At 66.2% G+C, this 20,410-nt stretch carries 22 protein-coding genes; 10 read left to right on the forward strand and 12 right to left on the reverse strand.

Translation table 11 applies throughout. The features are described 5' to 3' along the window. From QF777_08985 to QF777_09000, 4 genes are all read right to left on the reverse strand, one after another. On the reverse strand, nucleotides 1–1,260 hold the full coding sequence (locus QF777_08985) for an MFS transporter (protein ID MDP6911681.1): 1,260 nt from the start codon (nucleotides 1,258–1,260) through the stop codon (nucleotides 1–3). 119 nt (nucleotides 1,261–1,379) lie between these two features. Beyond that, nucleotides 1,380–1,853, reverse strand: a complete 474-nt coding sequence (locus tag QF777_08990) for a YbjN domain-containing protein (protein ID MDP6911682.1) — start codon at nucleotides 1,851–1,853, stop codon at nucleotides 1,380–1,382. Between the two features lie 38 nt (nucleotides 1,854–1,891). Beyond that, nucleotides 1,892–3,103: a glycosyltransferase gene (locus QF777_08995; GenBank protein ID MDP6911683.1), complete on the reverse strand. Its 1,212-nt coding sequence runs from the start codon at nucleotides 3,101–3,103 to the stop codon at nucleotides 1,892–1,894. 3 nt (nucleotides 3,104–3,106) lie between these two features. Next, nucleotides 3,107–3,343: a MoaD/ThiS family protein gene (locus tag QF777_09000; GenBank protein MDP6911684.1), complete on the reverse strand. Its 237-nt coding sequence runs from the start codon at nucleotides 3,341–3,343 to the stop codon at nucleotides 3,107–3,109. A 71-nt stretch (nucleotides 3,344–3,414) separates the two neighbouring features. On the opposite strand from QF777_09000, the gene QF777_09005 reads away from it, so the two are divergent. After that, nucleotides 3,415–4,020 carry a histidine phosphatase family protein gene (locus QF777_09005; GenBank protein MDP6911685.1) on the forward strand — a complete coding sequence of 202 codons (606 nt, stop codon included), beginning with the start codon at nucleotides 3,415–3,417 and terminating at the stop codon, nucleotides 4,018–4,020. Between the two features lie 43 nt (nucleotides 4,021–4,063). Here the strand turns inward: QF777_09005 and QF777_09010 are convergent, their stop codons facing one another. After that, nucleotides 4,064–4,285, reverse strand: coding sequence for a hypothetical protein (locus QF777_09010; protein ID MDP6911686.1), 222 nt, complete (start codon nucleotides 4,283–4,285; stop codon nucleotides 4,064–4,066). A gap of 23 nt (nucleotides 4,286–4,308) precedes the next feature. On the opposite strand from QF777_09010, the gene yaaA reads away from it, so the two are divergent. Then, nucleotides 4,309–5,112 (forward strand): peroxide stress protein YaaA, encoded by an 804-nt coding sequence (gene yaaA, locus QF777_09015; protein ID MDP6911687.1) that lies wholly within the window; start codon nucleotides 4,309–4,311, stop codon nucleotides 5,110–5,112. Nucleotides 5,113–5,143: 31 nt separating this feature from the next. Here yaaA and QF777_09020 read toward each other — a convergent pair whose 3' ends face one another. The 5 genes from QF777_09020 to QF777_09040 are packed head-to-tail and all read right to left on the reverse strand — an operon-like array spanning nucleotide 5,144 to nucleotide 11,072. Further along, nucleotides 5,144–6,499 carry a D-arabinono-1,4-lactone oxidase gene (locus QF777_09020; protein MDP6911688.1) on the reverse strand — a complete coding sequence of 452 codons (1,356 nt, stop codon included), beginning with the start codon at nucleotides 6,497–6,499 and terminating at the stop codon, nucleotides 5,144–5,146. A 4-nt stretch (nucleotides 6,500–6,503) separates the two neighbouring features. Beyond that, nucleotides 6,504–7,541: an alanine racemase gene (locus QF777_09025; GenBank protein MDP6911689.1), complete on the reverse strand. Its 1,038-nt coding sequence runs from the start codon at nucleotides 7,539–7,541 to the stop codon at nucleotides 6,504–6,506. A gap of 12 nt (nucleotides 7,542–7,553) precedes the next feature. After that, a complete protein-coding gene (locus QF777_09030; protein ID MDP6911690.1) occupies nucleotides 7,554–8,774 on the reverse strand; it encodes an acyl-CoA dehydrogenase family protein in 1,221 nt (406 codons plus the stop codon). 27 nt (nucleotides 8,775–8,801) lie between these two features. Beyond that, nucleotides 8,802–10,502 carry an SDR family NAD(P)-dependent oxidoreductase gene (locus QF777_09035; GenBank protein ID MDP6911691.1) on the reverse strand — a complete coding sequence of 567 codons (1,701 nt, stop codon included), beginning with the start codon at nucleotides 10,500–10,502 and terminating at the stop codon, nucleotides 8,802–8,804. 9 nt (nucleotides 10,503–10,511) lie between these two features. Then, entirely contained in the window at nucleotides 10,512–11,072 is a 561-nt protein-coding gene (locus tag QF777_09040) for a hypothetical protein (protein MDP6911692.1), read from the reverse strand. A 225-nt stretch (nucleotides 11,073–11,297) separates the two neighbouring features. On the opposite strand from QF777_09040, the gene QF777_09045 reads away from it, so the two are divergent. From QF777_09045 to QF777_09060, 4 genes are read left to right on the forward strand one after another with little or no spacing between them, the layout of a single operon-like run. Then, entirely contained in the window at nucleotides 11,298–12,542 is a 1,245-nt protein-coding gene (locus tag QF777_09045) for an MFS transporter (protein ID MDP6911693.1), read from the forward strand. Nucleotides 12,543–12,552: 10 nt separating this feature from the next. Next, nucleotides 12,553–13,605 carry a TauD/TfdA family dioxygenase gene (locus QF777_09050; GenBank protein MDP6911694.1) on the forward strand — a complete coding sequence of 351 codons (1,053 nt, stop codon included), beginning with the start codon at nucleotides 12,553–12,555 and terminating at the stop codon, nucleotides 13,603–13,605. Further along, complete coding sequence (locus tag QF777_09055; protein MDP6911695.1) at nucleotides 13,602–14,885, forward strand: MFS transporter; 1,284 nt, start codon at nucleotides 13,602–13,604, stop codon at nucleotides 14,883–14,885. Before QF777_09050 ends, QF777_09055 begins: the two co-directional genes overlap by 4 nt. Beyond that, nucleotides 14,882–15,328: a nuclear transport factor 2 family protein gene (locus QF777_09060; GenBank protein MDP6911696.1), complete on the forward strand. Its 447-nt coding sequence runs from the start codon at nucleotides 14,882–14,884 to the stop codon at nucleotides 15,326–15,328. The genes QF777_09055 and QF777_09060 overlap by 4 nt, the downstream gene beginning before the upstream one ends. A 70-nt stretch (nucleotides 15,329–15,398) precedes the next feature. On the opposite strand, the gene QF777_09065 is transcribed toward QF777_09060, so the two are convergent. Continuing rightward, on the reverse strand, nucleotides 15,399–16,205 hold the full coding sequence (locus tag QF777_09065) for an alpha/beta fold hydrolase (GenBank protein ID MDP6911697.1): 807 nt from the start codon (nucleotides 16,203–16,205) through the stop codon (nucleotides 15,399–15,401). A gap of 77 nt (nucleotides 16,206–16,282) precedes the next feature. On the opposite strand from QF777_09065, the gene QF777_09070 reads away from it, so the two are divergent. The 4 genes from QF777_09070 to QF777_09085 all read left to right on the forward strand — a co-directional run bounded on the left by QF777_09070 (nucleotide 16,283) and on the right by QF777_09085 (nucleotide 19,552). Further along, complete coding sequence (locus QF777_09070; GenBank protein ID MDP6911698.1) at nucleotides 16,283–17,119, forward strand: LLM class F420-dependent oxidoreductase; 837 nt, start codon at nucleotides 16,283–16,285, stop codon at nucleotides 17,117–17,119. A gap of 52 nt (nucleotides 17,120–17,171) precedes the next feature. After that, the gene (locus QF777_09075) at nucleotides 17,172–17,390 is read left to right on the forward strand and encodes a zinc ribbon domain-containing protein (protein MDP6911699.1); all 219 of its coding nucleotides are present in this window, start codon (nucleotides 17,172–17,174) and stop codon (nucleotides 17,388–17,390) included. A gap of 114 nt (nucleotides 17,391–17,504) precedes the next feature. Continuing rightward, nucleotides 17,505–18,779: a phytanoyl-CoA dioxygenase family protein gene (locus QF777_09080; protein MDP6911700.1), complete on the forward strand. Its 1,275-nt coding sequence runs from the start codon at nucleotides 17,505–17,507 to the stop codon at nucleotides 18,777–18,779. Between the two features lie 35 nt (nucleotides 18,780–18,814). Then, on the forward strand, nucleotides 18,815–19,552 hold the full coding sequence (locus tag QF777_09085) for an SDR family NAD(P)-dependent oxidoreductase (GenBank protein MDP6911701.1): 738 nt from the start codon (nucleotides 18,815–18,817) through the stop codon (nucleotides 19,550–19,552). A gap of 36 nt (nucleotides 19,553–19,588) precedes the next feature. Here the strand turns inward: QF777_09085 and QF777_09090 are convergent, their stop codons facing one another. Next, a complete protein-coding gene (locus QF777_09090; GenBank protein ID MDP6911702.1) occupies nucleotides 19,589–20,410 on the reverse strand; it encodes an enoyl-CoA hydratase-related protein in 822 nt (273 codons plus the stop codon).

The following is a 20,410-nucleotide window of genomic DNA, read 5'->3' on the forward strand; positions in this document are numbered from 1 at the left end:
CTATCCGTTTCCGTCATACGAGGACCTAGGTCCGCCGGACAACATCGGGCGGCCCGACGGCAGGATCCGGGATGAGGCGACGGCCACGGCAAGGCACCCGACGGTGATACCAGCCACCGTGAGGACGGTCTCAGTGGACCACAACCCAAGAGTCACCCCGACCAACAGTGGCCCGGTGGTCTGACCCACCCGGAGGCCCCCGACCCACAACGCCATCAGCACACCGCGGAGGTGCTCGGGTGCCTGCTCGGCCACGTGGTCCTGAAGGGTGGGGATGGTGAAGCCCTCGGCCAGCCCATACACGGCGGCCGCGGCGACCAGCAACCACAATGAGCCGAGGCCCATGGCCACGAAAGCGGCACCGAAGACCCCGAGGCCGGTGACCACTATGGCGCCCACCGAGAGGCGGGCCCCGAACCAGGTCACGGTGAGTGCGGTGATCGTCGAGGTTACGGCGGGGACGGCGGCCACCAGCCCCCGCTGGGTGGGGCCGAGGCCGAACGCCTCGTCGAGGTGGATGGGGATGAGAGTCAGGAAGACGCCGAACATGATGAAGAAGATGAGGGACCCCAGCGCCATGGTGAGTGCGTTCACCGGGATGGAAACCTCGGCTAACGCCATGCGAAGTTGACGACCCACCGGAACGCGTTGACCCACCCACGGATCCTCGAGGTGGCGGGCCACCAGGGCGCCGACCAGCAACGCCATGGCGTAGTAGCCGAAGTTCCACCGCCAACCGAACAGGTCGGTGGTGGCCCCGCCGAGGAACGGAAAGATGGCCAGAAAAGCGGTGATGACCGCCGAGTTCTGGCCCAGCAACTTGGCCCGGTCGCGCCCCGACCAGTGGTCGCTGATGAGGACGACGACCAGGTTGATGAGCCCGGCCGACCCGAGCCCCTGAGTGATCCGGATGGCCAGGAGCCATTCAAACGACGGGGCGAACCCTCCGAGGCTCCCGACGGTGCCAAACACGAGGAGGCACGGCACGAGGACGCGCTTTCGTCCGTACCGATCGGCCAGGAATCCGATAGCTGGTGCGGCCACGATGCCGGTGACGGTGCCAGCTGCGATGAGCATTCCCGCACGGGAGACTGGTTCGCCGAACGACTCGAGGATCTCCGGTGTAGAGCTCATGAGGACGGAGTTGTTGAGCAACGCCATCGCGGTGACCGAGAAGACAAGCAGCCGGGAGGGCCGCCGGCCAGCCGTTCCGGTGGGCCCATCGGCACCTGCACGCGTTGACGCCGGCGGTCGTGGCATCGGAGAACTCACTTTCCCGATCGAGCCCCGACGTACTGGGCGCCGGCTTCAGCGGGCACGGTATATCCAAAGAAATGGAAAGTTAACAACAGTCACTACCGTTTGTTCCGCTTGGCGGCTCAGGCATCGAATCGGCTGGCGAAGCCGATCCGAAGGGCCGGCCGAAAACACCGCTCCACCGCCATCCACACGGTGCCGAGGATGCGGTCCAGATTGGTGTCGTCGACCGTGGCTGCCGGGATGGCTCCGACCAGGAATACTGCTTCCTCCTCGCCGATGCAGAACGTGGCTCCCACCAGGTTGCGGTTGCGTTTCAGCAGGTGGGCGTGGAAGTCGGCATGGTTCTCCTCGGGCCCGGGCATCAAGTACGTCTCGTGGTGGAGCATCCGCTGGCGCAGTGACAGGCGGATGGTCGAGACGTCCTTCTCCTCGCCCTTGATGCGGACGAACCAGCGGTGCTCGTGGGCGTCGACATCCAGATCACGCTCGACGCCGGCCAGCACCGGATTCTCGGCTAGGGCACGGGCCAGCCACCGGTCGATCACGAACTCCACGGCGGCGAGGTCGTCGGGCCCCAGCGGCTGATCAGACATGTTCAGGGCCGAGTTCAGATATCGGAAGCGCCGACCGGTCAGGCGCAGTCCACGAGCGAACGGGACGAGACGTCGTCACAGATGCGTCGCAGACGGGCCGCGGTGGCCGACCAGGTGTAGGACCACGATCGTTCGGCGGCTGCGGAGGCCATCGAGGCTGCCAACGCCGGATCATTCAGGATCGACGCCACCCATGCCGCGTAATCAGCTGGATCGCGACCCTCGACCAGGTAGCCGGTCCGGCCGTGGTCAACCAACGTTCGCAGCCCACCCACGTCAGCGGCGACTACGGGCACTCCGCAGGCCGCCGCCTCCAACGCCACCAGGCCGAACGACTCGGACCGGCTGGGCATGACGACTACGTCAGCAGCCCGGTACCAGTAGGCGAGGCAGTGGTGGGGCTGCGGCGGGACGAACTGGACCCGGCCGACCAGACCGTGCATGTCGGCCAGTTCGTGCAGGCGCCGCTCCTCAGCCTCACCCTTGGCACCACTGGCACCGCCCACCACCACGAGGCGAGCATCTGAGCGGCCGAGCATGTCCAGAGCGCCGACGGCGACGTCAACACCCTTGAGTGGTTGGATACGGCCCGCGAACAGCATCACCGGACCATCACCGAGACCGGTGGCTCGACGGGCCACCGACTGGGACCCGGGCGTGAAGAAGGCGTGATCGACACCGGGGGGGACGACCTCGATGCGGGTCGGATCCGCTCCGTACAGGTCGACCAGTTGGCGACGTTCCTCGGGGCTGTTGGCCAACATCAGATCGGAACAGCCGACCACCGCCATCTCGGCCTCGATCCGGCGTCGGGGTTCCGGGTCACCGGTCTCAGCCTTCACCTGGGCCAGCGTGTGGAAGATGGTCAGGAGGGGCAGGCCCAACTCGTGCTTGAGTCGATGGCCCGACACCCCACTCAACCAGTAGTTGGCCAGCACACCGTCGTGCCCCGGGTGAGATGTCAGGTAGGACGCCACCCCATCGGTGAACTCGTCGACGACGCCCGGAAGGTCCTCTTTGGGGAGGTCGTGTGGACCGGCATCGATGTGAACGACCCGGAAGCCCGGCTCGACGTCAACCACCGTTGGGGTGTGGTCGTCGGTTCGGCGGGTAAACACCGTGGACCCACCGCCGGCCTGGGACAGCGCGGAGGCCAGCTCGCGGACATAGACGTTCATGCCGCCACCGTCACCCGATCCGGGCTGGACGAGCGGCGAGGTGTGCATGGAGAGGACGGCCAAGCGACGCATGATTCAGCCCCCCGAAACGGGTGGCAGTAGGGCCACCTCGTCGTCGTCGTCCACCGGATCGGTAGCCATAGCGGCCTCGCCGTTCAACCACACCCGGCAGGTGGTGGCCACACCGGCGAACGCCTCACCGAACTTCTCGTCGGCCGCGGCGAGGACCTCGCCCACGGTGGATCCGGGGACGTGGACCTTCCCGGTGTCGGCAGCGACCCGGACCGAGGCAAAGAGGCGCAACACGGCCATCCGTCAAGTGTATGGATGACCTCCCCGGCCTCCCCATTCGGAGGACGGGGAGGCCGGTACGGTCGGTGGCCATGCCCGCTGACCGGACGCCCGTCACCAGGCTGCTGGTGGTTCGCCACGGGCAGTCGGAATGGAACGCGGCGGGTCAATGGCAGGGCCGTGCCGACCCGCCACTGACCATGGAGGGCCAGCGCCAGGCAGCAGCCGCCGCCCGTGCGCTGGGGGCCTTCGATGCCGTGGTGTCCTCACCGTTGCTGCGGGCCGCTGAGACGGCGACCATCATTTCCGAGCACCTGGGCATAGGCCCGGTACTGGTCGAAACCGACCTCATGGAACGCGACGCCGGCGAGTGGCAGGGCCTGACCCGCGGGCAGATAGAGACGGACTGGCCCAGCTACCTCGAACAGGGAAAACGGCCACCGGGCTACGAACCCGACCAGGTAATGCTGGACCGGGTCATGGCCGCGCTGGATCGGGTGGTACAACAAGCCAGTGGCGGCGAGGTGCTAGTGGTGGCCCACGGCGGGGTCGTCTACTCGCTCGAAGAGGCCTGCGGGGAGCCCTGGCGGCGCATCCCGAACCTCGGTGCCCGATGGTTCGAGATTGCGGACGGACGCCTGAGCGTAGGACCACGAGTGGAACTCATCCCTGACGGAACCCTGCCCGACGTGCTCTGACCCGGCACCGGTACCAGCGCCGGTACCGGTGGAGGCGCTAGCCCTACTCGGATTCGTCGGTGTTTTCGGCGTGGCCTTCTTCAAGCTGGCCATCGGACAGCCTGGCCATCATGGCCTCGGCGCCCTCAAGGTCGCCGAAGTCGACCCGATCCATGACCGCCTCGATGGTGGCCAGATCGGACTCCAACACCTCAAGTTCGGCGTCATCAGTTTCGGGTGCCGGGCCGGCCGGAGGCACAACAGGAGCTATGTCGGGGTCGGTCACGCGGGTGAGAGTACCGTCGACCGGTGCCTGCCTCGCTGATCCTCCTCCCACCTTCCGAGGGCAAGGCCGCTGGTGGTGAGGGGCCCTCGTGGGACTCCGTCGACCAGTCGTTCTCCGATCTTGCCGGCCCCCGCCGTGAGGTGATCGCCGCCCTCGACAAGGCAATGCGCGGATCAGCCGAGGCTCGCTCAAAGCTTCTGGGGGTGAAGGCCGCGCGGGCCGACGAGGCCACCGCGGCCAATTTGGCGGTGGCTTCGTCGCCAACTATGGCAGCCATCGACCGCTACACCGGCGTGCTCTACGACGCGCTGGAGTATCCGTCGCTCCCAGCCAAGGTACGCCGGGGCGTGGACCGCCAAGTAGTGATCTTCAGTGGGCTCTGGGGGGTGGTACGTCCCACAGACCCGATTCCCAACTACAAGTTGAAGATGGGTGCATCGCTCCCCGGCCTCGGGAAGCCGGCCCGATTCTGGAAGCCGCTGATCAGCGACGCGATGGCCGATGCGATGGCCGCATCGCGAACGGACACGGTCTGGGACCTGCTGCCCAACGAGCACGCCGCGGCCTGGGATCCATCAGTCGCCGGTCGGCGTATTCGGGTGCGCTTCCTGGACGACGTGATGAAGAACGGTAAGCGGACACTGGTGACGGTGTCGCACTGGAACAAGTTGCTGAAAGGAGCTCTGGTGTGCCACGTGGTCGAGCACGGGTTGGATGACCCAGCCGGCCTGATCGACTTCGACCACCCCGAGGGCTACCGCTACGACCCGTCACTCACCACGACCACCGGTACCACCACCGACGTCGCCCTCGTCACCAAACGCTGACTGTCAGACGCTGGCTGTCAGACACTGAAAGTCAGCGGCCGAGGACGGTGGCGAGGTGGTCGTTGGTGAAGCGGCGTGTGGGGTCGAGGCGGTCCCGGGCCTCCTGGAATCGATCCCACTGCGGGTAGCGGCGAACCAACGTGGCTGCCGTCTGGAAGTGAAGCTTTCCCCAGTGGGGGCGCCCGGCATAGTCGTCCATGATCGCCTCGACGCCCCGGAAGTACTGCTCGAACGGCGTCCCCCGGAACACGTGCACGGCAATGAAACAGGTGTCGCGCCCCTCGGCCGTCGACAGCGGCACATCGTCGCCGCCCAGGATGCGGAACTCGATCGGGAAGCTGATCGGCCGATCCAGCGTGTCAATCAGCGACCGCACCCGGCTGAACGCCTCGAGGCCGTGCTCGCGGGGCACCGCGTACTCCATTTCCAGGAACCGGACCCGCCGCTCGCTGGCGAACACCTCGTACGAGGTGGTCAGGTACTCGGCTCGCCCAACCTCGTCGAACACCAGGTTGTTGAGCCGTGGGATTGACGACGGGCGGAGCCGCCCCATGTGATTCAACGCTCCGAAGGCCACGTTCTCCAGCAACTCCTTGTTCTTGAAGCGCTTCCATCGGCGCCGAGCCGCATGGCCGATATTGCGGGCTGGTCGCGGCGCCTCAATGGTGCGTGTGTTGCGTTTCACCTGGGCCATCCCGGTGTGTGGCATCCAGAAGAACTCAGCGTGGTCGGTCTCCTCGGCCCAGCTGTCGAAGGCAGCCACCACGTCATCGACAGCCATGATCTCGTCGATGGCGTGCAGGTTGAAGGCCGGGACGCACTGCAGGGTGACTTCAGTGACCACCCCGAGCGCTCCGAGGCCTACCCGTGCCACATCACGCAGGTCGGGGTCGTGGTCATCATCAAGTACCACGACCGTGCCGTCGCCAGTGACCAGTCGTAGGCCGACCACCCCGGCGGCGATCGACTGGAATCCCAGCCCGGTTCCGTGAGTCGAGGTGGAGATGGCTCCGGCCACCGACTGGTAGGCGATGTCGCCCAGGTTGGGCATGGCCAGGCCACGGGCATCCAACTCCGGGTTGAGATCGCACAGGCGCATCCCGGCCCGCACGGTCACCCGTCCGGTGTCGTCGTCGACGGCCGCCACCCCGGTCAATTCGTCGAGGCTGACCAGCACGTCGTCGGTGCGGGCCACCGCAGTGAACGAATGGCCGGCCCCCACCACCCGGACCCGCAGGTCGTCGGCGACGGCCCGCCGCACCAGGTCGACCACCTCGGCCTCGGTGGTGGGCCGCTCGATCCGGGCTGGGTAGCTGCGCTGGTTGCCGGCCCAGTTGCGCCAAGAACCGTCGGGCCGAATACCCCCGCCAGCCTTCGAAGTGTTCACCGGCTCACCAGTCCCGCAGGTCGACCGGCCACGACTCCAGCACCTCGGCGTCACCGCCCGCCGTGACGTCATGCACCAGGTGAAGCGTGGCGTGCTTGGCGATGGTTGGATCGATGTGAGCTGGTCGTAGCCCCACCCGATCGCCAACGGTCCACGATCCACCAGCCACCGTGGTGTGTTCGTCGGAGCAGAACAGGACCTCAGCAGCGCCACCCTGGTCATCGACTAGTTGGGGTCCACCGCTGTCCATGGCTAGCGCCTTGAGGCCACCGTCGAGTGCCACATGCCGACCGGGTCGCACCGAGACAGCTGTGGTGAGCACGACCAGGCCCTCGGCAAATGGAAGGCCAAGCTGGGCGTAGTCGCCGTCCATCAGGACGAACGAACCGGCCTGCAACTCGGTCACCACCTCGTTGCAGTCCCACGTGCCGGTGCCCCCACCGGACACCACGTCGCCGCCCACCTCGGCATGGGCGGCGGTCAGAACGTCCATAGCCCGGGCCGTCCGGGACCGGCGCTCGTCAGCGTTGACCACGTGCTGGAGATGACCTTCGTAGCCCATGACGCCACGCACGGTCAGGCCGGCGTTCCGGGCCTCGTCGGCCAGTCGACCGGCATCGGCCGGGTCGCAACCGCATCGGGGCATCCCCACGTCGACGTCAACCAGTACTTCACGGATTCCCGCGGTGGCCGCCACATCGATCGTCTCGGACGAATCCACGGCCACCGTCACCCGGGTTCCAGCGACGACCAACGCACCGAGACGACCCGCGAGCTGGGGATCGACGATCTCGTTGGCCAACAGCAGGTCCTCGCCCAGGTCAGCGTCGGCCATGCCTTCCATCTCGCGGACCGTGGCGCAGCAGAAGCTCACATGGTCGGCGGCGGCTAGTCGGGCGGCCAACGCCGTGCACTTGAACGCCTTGACGTGGGGGCGCAGTGCGAGCCCCGGTCGAGCCACCGACATGGTGGCCGTGTTTGCCTCCAGCACGCCAGCGTCGGCCAGCAACGCCGGAGTCGTCAGGTCACCGGCACGCGTCATCGCAGCACCACCTCAGCTGCGGCGGGTCTCGGACCACGACAACCCGCGCTCCAGGTCGATTTCCCGGGGCAGTCCGAGCACACGCTCGGCGATGATGTTGCGCTGCACGGCGAACGTTCCCCCTCCCAAGGTGAGCGCCGGGGCGAATACGTACCCGTAGTGCCAGATCGACGACACGTCCGGAAACTGTCGGGTATCCAAGCGATTCTCTGTCGTTCCCCCGGCCTTCGCCGCGTCGAGGCGGCCCGGCGGCCCGGATCCCACCAGCATTCCCGCTGTGCCGGCCATCTCTTTGGCCAGCTCCATGACGTGCTGCCCGTGCTCATCAGCCATGGCTTTCTGGATGGACGCCTCGGCGCCCGGTTCCTTCCCGGCGATCTGGGCCGTCAACGTCCGCAGGCGGTTAAGGCGCAGCACCTCGGCTTCACACCACAGCCCGGCCAGACGCTGCCGCTCCACCGGGTCGGCCACCCCGCCGTTCCCGCGGACCAGGTTGAGTAGGTCATCGGCCGACGGGCCCTCGCCCCACAGCGAACCGGCTGACGACAACGACACCCGCTCGTTGGCCAGGGTCACCCGGGCCAGACGCCAGCCGTCGCCCTCAGCCCCAACCAGATTCTCGGCCGGGATACGCACGTCATCGAAGAACACTTGGTTGAACGAATGGGCCGTGGTGGCGTCGATGATCGGCGTCATGGTCAGGCCGGGTAGATCGGTTGGACAGACGAAGTATGAGATCCCCTTGTGCTTGGGCTGACCAGGATCAGTCCGAGCGATCAGGATCCCGAAGGCCGCCTTGTGGCCACCGCTCGTCCAGATCTTCGACCCGTTGACCACGTACTCGTCGCCGTCGCGTACCGCCCGTGTTCCGATGTTGGCCAGATCCGACCCAGCATCGGGCTCAGAGAACATCTGGCACCAGAACTCCTCCCCGGTAAAAATCGGGTCCAGGTACCGCTCCTTCTGCTCGTCGGTCCCGGCCATGGAAATGGTGGGAGCCGCCCAACCGATTCCGATCGGATTGACCGGGCGCCGCACCCCGGCCCGTCGGAGCTCGTCATCGATGAGGATCTGGTGCATTGGTTCAGCGCCGATCCCGTGGGGAGCCGGCCAGTGGGGTACCACGTAGCCGGCATCGTGAAGCTGTCGGGCCGTTGGCTCGGGATGGGCGGCCAGCCACTCCCGGACGGCCAGTCGGCGGGGGTCGTCGTCCGGAGGAAAATCGAAGTCCATCTCGACGATTCTGACCCCCTGACGGAGTCAGCCCAGCATGCGGGCCACGATGCGCCGCTGGATCCCGAAAGGCACTACGCCCCGGGCCGCCCATCTCAGCCAGGCCCCACGCCCCACCGGGCGCCGGGTCCACGGTCGGCCGCCGACCAGACCTCCAGAGAAGCAGCTGGCCACCGCCCGGGCCACCACCATCGGGTCGCCCCCAAGCTCTGCAGCCCTGCGATCCGCATTGGCCATTGCTTCGGTCAGCGCGGCGTATGGGCCGCCCGGGTAGCCGTGCCATGAATCGTCCCGCCAGATCCCGGTGGGGAAAGCCCCCGGTTCGACGAGGGCCACATCGATGCCGTGAGGACCGACCTCCAAGGCCAACGACTCGGCGAACCCCTCGACCCCCCACTTGGAGGCCGCATAGGCCGACCATGTCGGTAGCCCGCCGAAGCCACTGGAGCTAGACATGCACACGATGCGACCACCGTGCGGACGCATGCGGGGCAGGGCGGCATGGGTCACGGCCAGGGTGCCCACAAGGTTCGTCTCGATGACCCGGCCAGCCTCGGCTGGGGGCAGTTCCTCGAAGGGCCCGACCGACACCACGCCGGCGTTGTTGACGAGACCTACGATCCGGCCCACGTCGCCGGCCAACTCGACCCACCGGTCTGCCCGGGCGAACGCCTCGTCGATCGACGCCGGGTCGGTGACGTCCATGCGGAGTACCTCGACGCGGTCGGCCACGCCGGCTTCGGCCAGCGCTGCGTCCAACGGGCCGCGCCGGGCCAGGTCACGCATGGTGGCCGCCACCCGGCGACCCCTCCGAGCCAGTTCCACGGTGATGTCCAGGCCGAAACCCGACGAGCAGCCGGTGACGATGATGACGCCGTCGGGGTTTCGGGGCGACGCCATCGACGGTGCCTGGTGGGTGAGACGGCTGATGATCCTCCGCTGAACACCCGCCGGAACAATTCCCCGGGCCGCGAACCGTGCCCGGGCCGTCAGACCGATCGGATGGCGTAGGCCCCTTCGTCCCTCGGTGACGGCCACCATGGTCGCCGACACCGACGCCGGGTCCAGCGCTCGGGCCCACGCCCGATCGTCGCCGACCTCCATGCTCTCCACGAGCGGGGCGTACGGCCCGTCCGGGTCACCGTAAACGGCGCCCAAGTCCCACAGGCCGGTACGTACCGATGCCGGCTCGACAATGGCCACCCCCACCCCCAACGGATGGAGTTCATGGGCCAGCGACTCGGCCCAACCCTCGACGGCCCACTTGGATCCGCAGTAGGCGGCCAGCCCCGGCAAGGCCGACAACCCCCCTACCGACGATACGACCACGACCCGGGAACCCTCAGTGGCCCTCAGCGCAGGTAGCGCGGCCCGGGTCACGTGCATGGCCCCACCGAGGTTCACCTCGAACAGCCGTCGGATCTGAGCGAAAGGCGTCTCCTCGAAGACACCGGCCACCCGGATCCCAGCATTGGCCACCACGGCGTCCAACGTCCCGCCGGTGGTGGCCAGAACGGCGGCCACCGCTGCCTCCACGGCTGCCCGGTCGGTCACATCCACACGGATCGGTTCGACCGAACCACCGAAGCCGGCCAAGTCCGACGGTAGAAGTGTCGACTCTCCGGCCCGCAGGTCGAATCCGAACACTCGCCAGCCCCATCGGGCGAGGTCCTGTGCGGTGGCCTCGCCGATCCCGCCGGCCGCTCCGGTGACGATTGCCGTGCGCATGTGTCGAGGTTAGGAGGTGGGCCGCTCCACGGTGATCCGGTCTCCCGTTCGGATGGTGCCCGGCACCACCACCCGGGCGTTGATGCCCCGCAGGTTCATGGCTCGACCCGACTCCGAGTTGACAAACCGGTGGGCGTCCAGTCCGAAGCGCTGGGTGAACTTGGAGCACCCTGTATGGGGCTGATCGGTGACCTCAATCACTGCCTCACTGATTCGCAGACGTGACCACACAGGTAGGTCGTCGGGGGCCAACGACAAATCGACCACCAACTGGTCGCCGGCTAGAGGGCGGCGGGTGGGGTCAGGGCAGACAAGTGCCAATAGCCGGCTGTTGATGAGGGTGAGCTGCATATCAGGATGAGGAGCACCCATACTGGTCGGCTTCTGGTTCCAGTTGTCGCCTACCAGACCATCGGTAATATCCAACTCGCCCTCGACCAAGACCTCGCGTACGTCCACACCAGGACGCCGCACGATCAACTCCAGGGTGCCGTCGTCCACCGGCGCGGCCAGCACGTCAGCGAGTCCGGCGTTCAACTCGTCGGTAGTCAGATGTTCAATGGTGCTCATGTAACCCGGTACCTCCCGGTCTGGATGTCGTCCTCGGCATACCTGTGCCCATCCTCGCTGCCACAACTCACACCCGCTTCACCTCCCAGGTCACGGCCGACACGAACGACCGCATCCTCTCCGCCACAAGACCCCGGTTAGGCGGGCACGAGGAACAACCGGAGACCGACGCCACCTACCCTGCCGGATCAAGATCCGTCGAACCGACTGGACCAGACTACGTCCATGCCAAGGGAAGGGTTACCGGCGGGGCGAGAACGAACCCAGTGGGGGGTGGTGGCCTTCCTCGCCTTCATCGGGATGTCGGCGGCCTTCGGGATCGACGCCTCGCTACCCGCCTTCGACGAGATGCGACCCGACGTGGGCTTGCCGCCGGGATCGAATCGGATCACCCTGGCCATCACCGTCTACTTCCTGGGAACGGCCGGCGGACAGATCGTCTACGGACCTATCTCTGACCGGTTCGGGCGGATGGCCACGCTTCGAGTCGGCATGGCCATCTATGCCGTCGGAGCGGCCGGTTCGATGCTGGCCACCGACTTCGATTTCCTGCTGGGGAGTCGACTGGTCTGGGGACTCGGAGCATCCGCGGCTTCGCTAATGAATCTGGCCATCCTCCGAGACCTCTACTCGGGAACCCGGATGGCCCGGATGATGTCGTTGGTGACGGCCGTATTCCTGGTCGGACCGGTGGTGACCCCGCTAGTCGCCGAGGGAATTCTCCGCGCGGCGTCGTGGCGCTGGATCTACGCGTGTGGCCTGGTGCTCGCCGTCACCATTGTGGTGTGGAGCTTCCGGTTCGGCGAGACGCTGCACCCCGACAACCGGCGTCCACTCCGAGTCGGACCGACAGTGGATGCCTTCCGGCAGGTCGTGGCCTGTCGTCGAACGGTCCTGTACGCGGCGACGCTGCTGTTCGTCGACGGGGCCTTCTTCATTTTCCTCGGGAGCACCCAGCAGGTGTTCGACATCATCTACGGCAGGGCCGACCAATTCGCCTTCCTGTTCGCGGCCTCGGCCATCCCCTTCGCCATCGGGTTCCTCCTCGTGAGCCCGACCATCGGCAGGTGGGGGGCCCACCGGGTCGGACTGGCGGTTCTCTCCGCAGCGCTGGCCATGGCCGTCGCCCTGCTCGGGCTCACTCTGGCAGCCGACGGCGTGCCCGAGTTCTGGACGTGGTTCTCGTTCATGGTGGTCGGCAACACACTGCTCGCCCTCGTCACACCGGTCGCCATGTCCATGGCATTGGAACCAATGGGCGACCTAGCTGGGACCGCCGCGGGAATCCTCGGCCTAGGGGGCATCACGGCGGCCTCCTTGCTGGCTGCCTTCGTTGGCATGCACATCCATGACTCGACCACCCCGTGGACCGTGGGCTACGTGGTCTACGGCGCCATCGGCCTCGTGCTGTTGGTGGCCGCCGGACGGACCCCAGAGCCGGCGGCACATCAGCCAGCGGTAGCGGCATAGGTTGCGCGCCTTGAACCTCCTGAAAATCCCCGTTCCGAGGGCCAACCTTTGGCGCGGCGCCAACCTCGGAGGTACCGATGCGATCGCCATCGAGCTACCCAACAGCGACCTTGCCGACCTCGAGGCGGCAGCCATTGACCTCGCTGCCCAGGGGATAGACCCCGTTGATGCCCACCCTGACGACCTGCCGCTCGGAACACTTGAACCGTTGGTAGCCGAACTGCGCCACGAGGTCCTCCACGGACGGGGCCTTGCCCTGTTACGGGGATTCCCGGTGGAGCGTCGATCGGTGGACGAGTTGGGCCTGATGTTCTGGGGCATCGGGTTGCGCCTCGGGAGGGCCGTCTCCCAGAGCGTCATGGGCGAACGCCTGGGTCATGTCGTGAACGTGACCGACGTGGATCCACATGCCCGTGCCTACCGAAACCGCTCCGAGCTGGCCCCCCACAGCGACCCGGGAGACATGCTGTCCTTGCTCTGCATCCGCCCGGCACTGGACGGCGGAGTAAGTCGGTTCGTGAGCTCGCTGGCCGTGTTCGACGAGATCCGACGCTCCCGGCCCGACCTGTTGGATCGGCTGGCCCGGGGTTACCGCTATCACCGCTTCGGCGAACAGGGCCCGGACGACGCGCCCATTACCCCGCACCGCGTGCCGGTGTTCAGCGCGTGCGACGGGCTGGTGAGTGGCCGGTACGTGCCCGAATACGTGCAGATCGCCGCTGACGAGGACCCGTCGATCCAGTTGGACGATGTCGACCACGAAGCCCTCGACCTGCTGCACACCACTACCAACCAGGCCGACCTGGTACTGGATTTCACCATGGCGGCCGGTGAGGCCGTGGTGGCCAACAACTACACGGTCTTCCATGCCCGCACGGCGTTTACCGATTCGCCGGAGTACCGCCGCCACCTGCTGCGACTGTGGCTGGCCGCTGAACCACCCCGCCCGGTGGCGCCCGAGACCGAGCAGTACCCCGACGGGCCGGGTATCTCGCCGCAGCCGGGACAGACCCCGTCGTTCGCCAGCCGGTACGACGAGCCCAACCAGCCAGGCCGACAGTGACCGACCTAACCGACACCGTTCGGGTGCCGTTCGCCGTTAAGGCGTTGATCTTCACGTTCTTCCTCAGCGCCTTCGCAACGGTCGGCCAGATCACCATCATCGGCAAGCAGGTCTATGACCTGACGGGCAGTGAACTCCACCTCGGCCTGCTGGGCTTGGCCGAGTTCCTGCCGGTGGCTGTACTGGCACCGTTCGCCGGTGCGGCAGCTGACCGGTTCGATCGTCGGATCGTGTTCGGCGTCGCCATCGCTGGCGAAGTAGTGGCGTCGCTGCTGCTGTTCCTCTACGCACGAACCGATCCGACCTCCGTCACGCCGATCTTCGCCATCGTCCTGTTCTTCGGACTTTGTCGGACCTTCGCCTCACCGACCGGCCGGGCGCTGGCCATTGACCTGAGTCCACCGGAGGTGGTGGCCCGCGTGGTGGCCCTCAAGACCGTCGGCTATCAGGGAGGTCTGATCGTCGGACCGATCGCCTTCGGCTTCGCCTTTGTTGCTGACGAATCACTCCCCTACCTGTTGTCGACCATCGCCTTGATCGCCGTCGTCGGCATCGTCGTCTTCGTCCCGTCGTCGGGGGTACGACGTCTGGCCAGCACCGGGTCCCGGCAGGCCATCCACGACGCCTTCGAGGGCCTGCGGTTCATCCGGCGCAGCCCCATCTTGCTGGGGGCAATGGGTCTGGACCTGTTCGCCGTGCTGTTCGGTGGGGCGGTCGCACTACTCCCAGCGATCGCCGAAGAGCGCCTCGGGGTGGGTGCCGTGGGACTGGGTTGGCTGCGAGCCGGCGTGGGCATCGGGGCCGGCGTGGTGGCCGTGACTCTCTCGGTACGACCGCTACAACACCGGCTTGGTCGAATTCTGCTGTTCGTAGTTGCCCTGTTCGGCCTGGGCACCATTGGGCTGGGCCTGACCCGCAGCTTCGCCCTGGCATTCACCGCCATCGTGCTGCTATCGGCGGCCGACGCTGTGTCGATGTTTATCCGGCTGACGTTGGTGCCCCTCGCCACCCCGGAGGACATGCGGGGCCGTGTGCTGGCCGTCGAGAACGTGTTCATCGGGGCGTCAAACGAACTGGGTGCCGCCGAGTCGGGGTTGACCGCAGCGTTCATGGGCCTGGTCGGCGCCGTGATCTTCGGTGGTGCGGCCACCCTGGTCGTGGTGGCCCTGTGGTGGCGCCTGTTCCCGGCGTTGCGCGACATGGACACCTTCGACGAGATTCGACCCGACCCGATACCTGTACCCCAGTCACCTGAACAGAAAGCGAGCCCATCCCCGTGATCGAAACCGCCATCGAACGTTGGCACGCCGTCCTGCGCGGCGAGGCCGACCTGGATGATCTGCTGCATGAGAACTGCGTGTTCTGGTCGCCCGTCCTGTTCCGTGCACAGCAAGGCCGAGAGCTGACCAAGATGTACCTCCAGGCTGCAGCCCAAGTCTTCCCCGGCGACTCCCCCGCCGAGAAACCCGACCAGGAGCCCGGTGGCGACCCGACTGGTGGCGACTCCGCCTTCCGGTATACCCGCCGAGTCCTTGACGGGCATCTCGCCGTCTTGGAGTTCGAGACGAATATGGGTGGTATCGCCGTGAACGGCGTGGACATCATCACCTGTGACGACAACGGGATGATCACCGAGTTCAAGGTGATGCTCCGGCCCATAAAGGCCGTCGAGGCGGTCCGGGACCGTATGGCCGCCATGCTCGAAACCCTCGGCGGAGGCTGAACCGCCCGCGGTCGGTTACGACCGAGAGTCGCCCGTAACGTCCAACGGCCCTCGACGAAAACCCGCCCGGTCAGCCAATCTGGTCAACCAGCCCGTCCAGCCAGTCGCCGACGATCTGGTTGAAGGCATCTGGACGTTCCTGATTTGGGAGATGACCGGTTTCGGGCACCTCGGCGTAGACCGCCCCGGGAATCCCTTCAACGAGACGGCGCGAGTCCGAAGGCGGACAGACCCGATCGTGCTCGCCCACCACCACGAGCGTCGGGGCGTCAACCCGGCCCAGGTCGGGCATGTGGTCGGTCTCCGCCAGAGAGGCTGCCGCGTGCCCGTAGCCGGGCATCCGACAGGCCGTGGCCATGATGGACACCACCCGGGCCACCACTTCGGCTGAAGTGGTGTCAGCCACCAGGAGGGGGGCCCGATCGCGCACGAACCCTTCAGGGTCGGCCGCGTACTGCTGAGCCCGGTCCCGCATCATCTCAGCCGTTTCCGGCGAGTGGCCCGACCCACGGCTGGTATCGGCCAGCACGAGGGCCCGCAGCCGTTCAGGATGGCGCAGTGCGAACCGGGTGGCGATCACCCCGCCCCACGAGACGCCGAGCACCACCGCCTGGTCGATCTCAGCGTCGTCCAGCAACCTGGCCACCACGTCAGCGAACCCGTCAATGCCGGGCGCCTCGGCAGAGTCGGCGGATTCGCCATACCCGGGGGCATCAGGAGCCAGCATCCGCCACCGGTCGGACAAAGCAGGCATCTGATCGGCGAATGCATCACCCGACGAGCCGATGCCGTGGAGCAGAACCAGGGTGGGAGCCGACAGGTCACCAGCCTCCACGACCGCCAATGGGCCTCGTCGGGTTCTCGTCATCTTGGGCATGGCACCTGCCTAATCGTCGGCTGTCCGATCAGCGATCGTCTCGTCATCGATCGGCTGACTGGGACATAATGCCCCGTATGAGCTCCCCAAAACTGAAGGTCGGCGTCCAACTCCACCCTCAGGCCACCACGGTCGATGCTCTGCGCGACGCCTGGCGGCGAGCCGACGCCATGGGCGCCGACTCGATCTGGATCTGGGACCACTTCTACCCCCTGTACGGGGACCCGGATGCCGAGCACTTCGAGGGCTGGACCCTGCTCTCGGCCATGGCCGCCGATACGTCCCACGCCATGCTCGGCACCATGGTGACCGGGAACTCGTATCGGAACCCCGAGCTGCTGGCCGATATGGCTCGCACGCTTGACCATCTGACGGATGGCCGCATGTACCTGGCGGTGGGTGCCGGGTGGTTCGAGCGGGACTACGACGAGTACGGCTACGAGTTCGGCACGGTGGGCAGCCGCCTCCGCCAGCTGGAAGCTGACCTGCCCCGGATGCGCAGCCGGCTCGGGAAGTTGAACCCCCCACCCGTGGGTTCGATGCCGTTGCTCATCGGGGGTTCGGGCCGCAAGGTCACCCTGCGGCTGGTAGCCGAATACGCGGATGCCTGGAACTGCTTCGGCCCACCGGACAACGTGGCCGAACTGTCGGCAATCCTGGACGACTGGTGCGCCAAGGTTGGTCGGAACCCGGCCGAGATCGAGCACACGGTGGCCATCTCATGGGACGACGTCCACGACGTAGGCCGGTACATGGACGTAGGAGTCGACCACGTGGTGGTCATGATTGGCCAGCAGCGCGGTGCGGTCGGAGACCTCGACAAGGCCGGCGACGCGCAGCAGGTACGCACCGGCGACCCGTTCGACCTCAGCCCGTTGGAGTCGCTGATAGCCCAGCGGGACGCCTTGGGTTGATCTGGTTGTTCACCTACGATCGTGGGACAACACCCGATGTCAGGAGCGGCCCATGACCGATGCGACCACCACTTTTTCCTGCACCAAGTGCGGGGGCACCAACTATGAAAAGGGCGAGATCCGCACCACCGGATCGGGCATAAGCCGGTTCCTGAACCTCCAGAACCAGAAGTTCGGCTTCATGGCCTGCGAAGCCTGCGGCTACGCCGAGTTCTACCGGATGGACGGCAAGGGAGGCTTCGGCACGGTGTTCGACATCCTCACCAACTGACCGGGTCCCAACACCGGTAGTCGTGGTCGTTGGTCGTGTCGGTAAGAATCAAAACGACCATGCCAATCTAGATAGCCATGGCACTCAGTGGGCCTGATTAACTACCGTCAGGTCATGACCCAGCAAACCACTGATCCTGGAGTCCTGAGCTCCGACGCCGAGTCGTTCCAACGTTTCCACACCGAGGTACTACCTGGTCGGATTGCCGCTGGGACCGGTGCTCTGGCCCATGACTACCTGTCTGGCAAGGGGACCTTGGCCGTCCGCACACCAGCTGGTTCTTGGTCCTACGTCCCGGTCGATGGATCCGTCCGGTTGGTCAAGGGCGAGGACAACGCTGACGTGGTGGTGTCAATCGGCCTTGAGGCTTGGCTGGGCCTGGCCTCTGATCTCGACACTGCTCCAGGCCTGCTCTACACAGACCGAGCCACGGTGCCAGTCGGCGATCCCCTCCGGTTCATGGGTTGGGAACCGGGCCTCCGTGCCCTGTTCCATGGTCTCCCGATCTTCGATCCCGAAGCCTCCGACCTGCGCAACGCCGATGGTTCAGTACTCGACCCGACCCGGACCTTTCCATTTGCCCAACTGAAGGCCACCGCTGCTGACGCTGCGAACTTTCTTCGAACAGCCGGTTATCTGTGTGTCTCTGACGTCTTCAGCACCGACGAGGTTGACGTCATGCTGGACGACGCGGAGATCCTCGCCAACGAAGCTCAACCAGGTGACATGACCTCCTGGTGGGGTCGAGATGGAAACGGAACCGAGGTCTTGACTCGCGTTCTACGAGCAGCCAGCCGACCCAGCCTGAACGCTCTTATCGACGACCAGCGGGTACGACAAATAGTCGGGATCGCCGACGAGGACCTGGTCCCCAGCGTGGAGAATGACCCGGAATCAGTCGACAGGGTGACCGTGTTGTGGAAGCGACCAGGCATGACCGATGGTCTCGGGGATCTGCCTTGGCACCGGGACTGCGGTATGGGTGGACACGCCAACCGCTGCCCTTCGACGGTCTTGACCATCTGTCTCACTGATGGTTCTGCCGAAGCCGGAGAACTCCGGTTCCTACCCGGGTCACACCGTGGAGCCTTTCCGTTCGTTGATGGCAAGGCGATCGAGGCCCCGGACGGCGTCGGTCTCCCAATCGGCCCCGGTGACGTGACCCTCCACTACTCAGACCTGATGCACGCCTCGCTGCCGCCCACGTCCACTACTGGTCCGCACCGGATCTCAGTGCTCATGGGATTTGCCCCGACCGGTCCCAGTCACCACCTCGGTGGCCGCCACTACAACGACGCGCTGTTGACCAACCAAGACGGACAAGTCGAACACCTCGGTCAACGCCTCTTGGCGGAGCGGGCAGTATCACGCCAAAGCAAAGACGGTTGAGAAAGAAGACCGTTGGGAAACTCTGAGGAAACGTCGTGTTCGATCTAACTGGGCGCATTGCACTCGTGACAGGTGGAGGCCAGAACATCGGCGCCGGGATCGCCCAGATGTTGGCTACCGCAGGGGCCCTCGTACTCGTCAACGACCTACGGGCCGACCGGGCCGAGAAGATCGTCGCCGACATCGTCGAAAGCGGTGGCCAGGCCACCGCAGCGCCGTTTGACGTAACCGACCGGGATGCCGTGCTGGCCGCAGTTGCCGACCTCGGACCGGTTGACGTGCTTGTCAACAACGCCGGCAACGGTGGTGCCGAGGCCATGCTCCCGAAGAAGTTCACCGACACCGATCCCGACGACTGGCGGGGACCGATGGAGGTCAACCTGGATGGCGTACTGCACTGCTGCCACGCTGTACTACCCGGCATGGTCGACGGGGGACACGGTCGGATCATCACCATCTCGTCGGCTGCCGGAACCCACGGGGTGGGCATCGGCTTCGCGACCTACTCGGTAGGCAAAGGCGGCTCTCTCAGCCTCATGCGGAGCTTGGCACTCGAGCACGGCCGCGACGGCATCACCGCCAACTCGGTGGCTCTCGGGGTCATGGACTCGGTTCGGCCCGAGACAGCTGCCGCGCTTACGAAGTCGATACCCGTCGGGCGCCTCGGGTCACCTGGCGACGTCGGTGCGACGTGCCTGTGGCTGGCGTCCGATGAGGCTGGCTGGGTGACCGGGCAGACCATCGGACTCAATGGCGGCGCCTTCACCTCATAGACAACCGGGTGTACGCGAATCACCTGTGAATAGTCGTCACTCCGTGTGGGTCCACTCCGGCTTGCGCTTCGCAACGAACGCTCGGGGCCATTCGGCTCCGTCGCCGGTGGCCGCGGCACGAGACATCACGTCGACAGCCAAATCGTACGCATCGTCGGTGGTCATCTCGAGTTGGGCGTAAAGGGTCTGCTTACCGAGCCCCTTCGCGTAGCGGCTGCCCCTGGTGGCATAGCGGAGGAACTCGAGGGTCTCCGACTCGAGGTCGTCGTGGGCCACGACCCGGTTCACCAGACCCCAGTCGAGTGCCGTGGCGGCTGGGATCTTGCCTCCCGTCAGGGCTAACTCAACCGCCCGCTTGCGACCAATCTGACGTGCTACGGCCACCATCGGCGTGTGGCAGAACAATCCGCCCTTGCCGCCCGGCGTGGAGAAGGAGGCGTCCTCGCTGGCCACGATGAGATCAGCACTGGCCGCCAACTGGGCGCCGGCCGCGGTGGCCACGCCCTGTACCTGGGCGACCACCACCTGGGGGACCTCAGCCATCGACCTCATCGCCACGGTGCATACTTCGAACAGTTGGCGTAACTCCTCCTCTGTCATCTCGACCATCTCGGCCAGGTCGTGGCCTGCGGAAAAGACAGACCCGGTGGAGGCCAACACGATTCCCGAGACATCGGACATCTCACCAGTCGCGCTGAAGACGTGGTGGAGTTCGGTCAGGACGCCCGTGGACAGACAATTCCGTCGCTCCGGACGGGCCAGTGTGATGGTGACGAACCCACCGTCCCGCTCACATCGGAGGTGTTCGTAGTCCATCGGCTCGCCTTCCTCGTAGACCGTGGCTACCACGAGCAGCAT

Source organism: Acidimicrobiales bacterium (assembly GCA_030747595.1).
GTDB lineage: Bacteria > Actinomycetota > Acidimicrobiia > Acidimicrobiales > MedAcidi-G1 > UBA9410.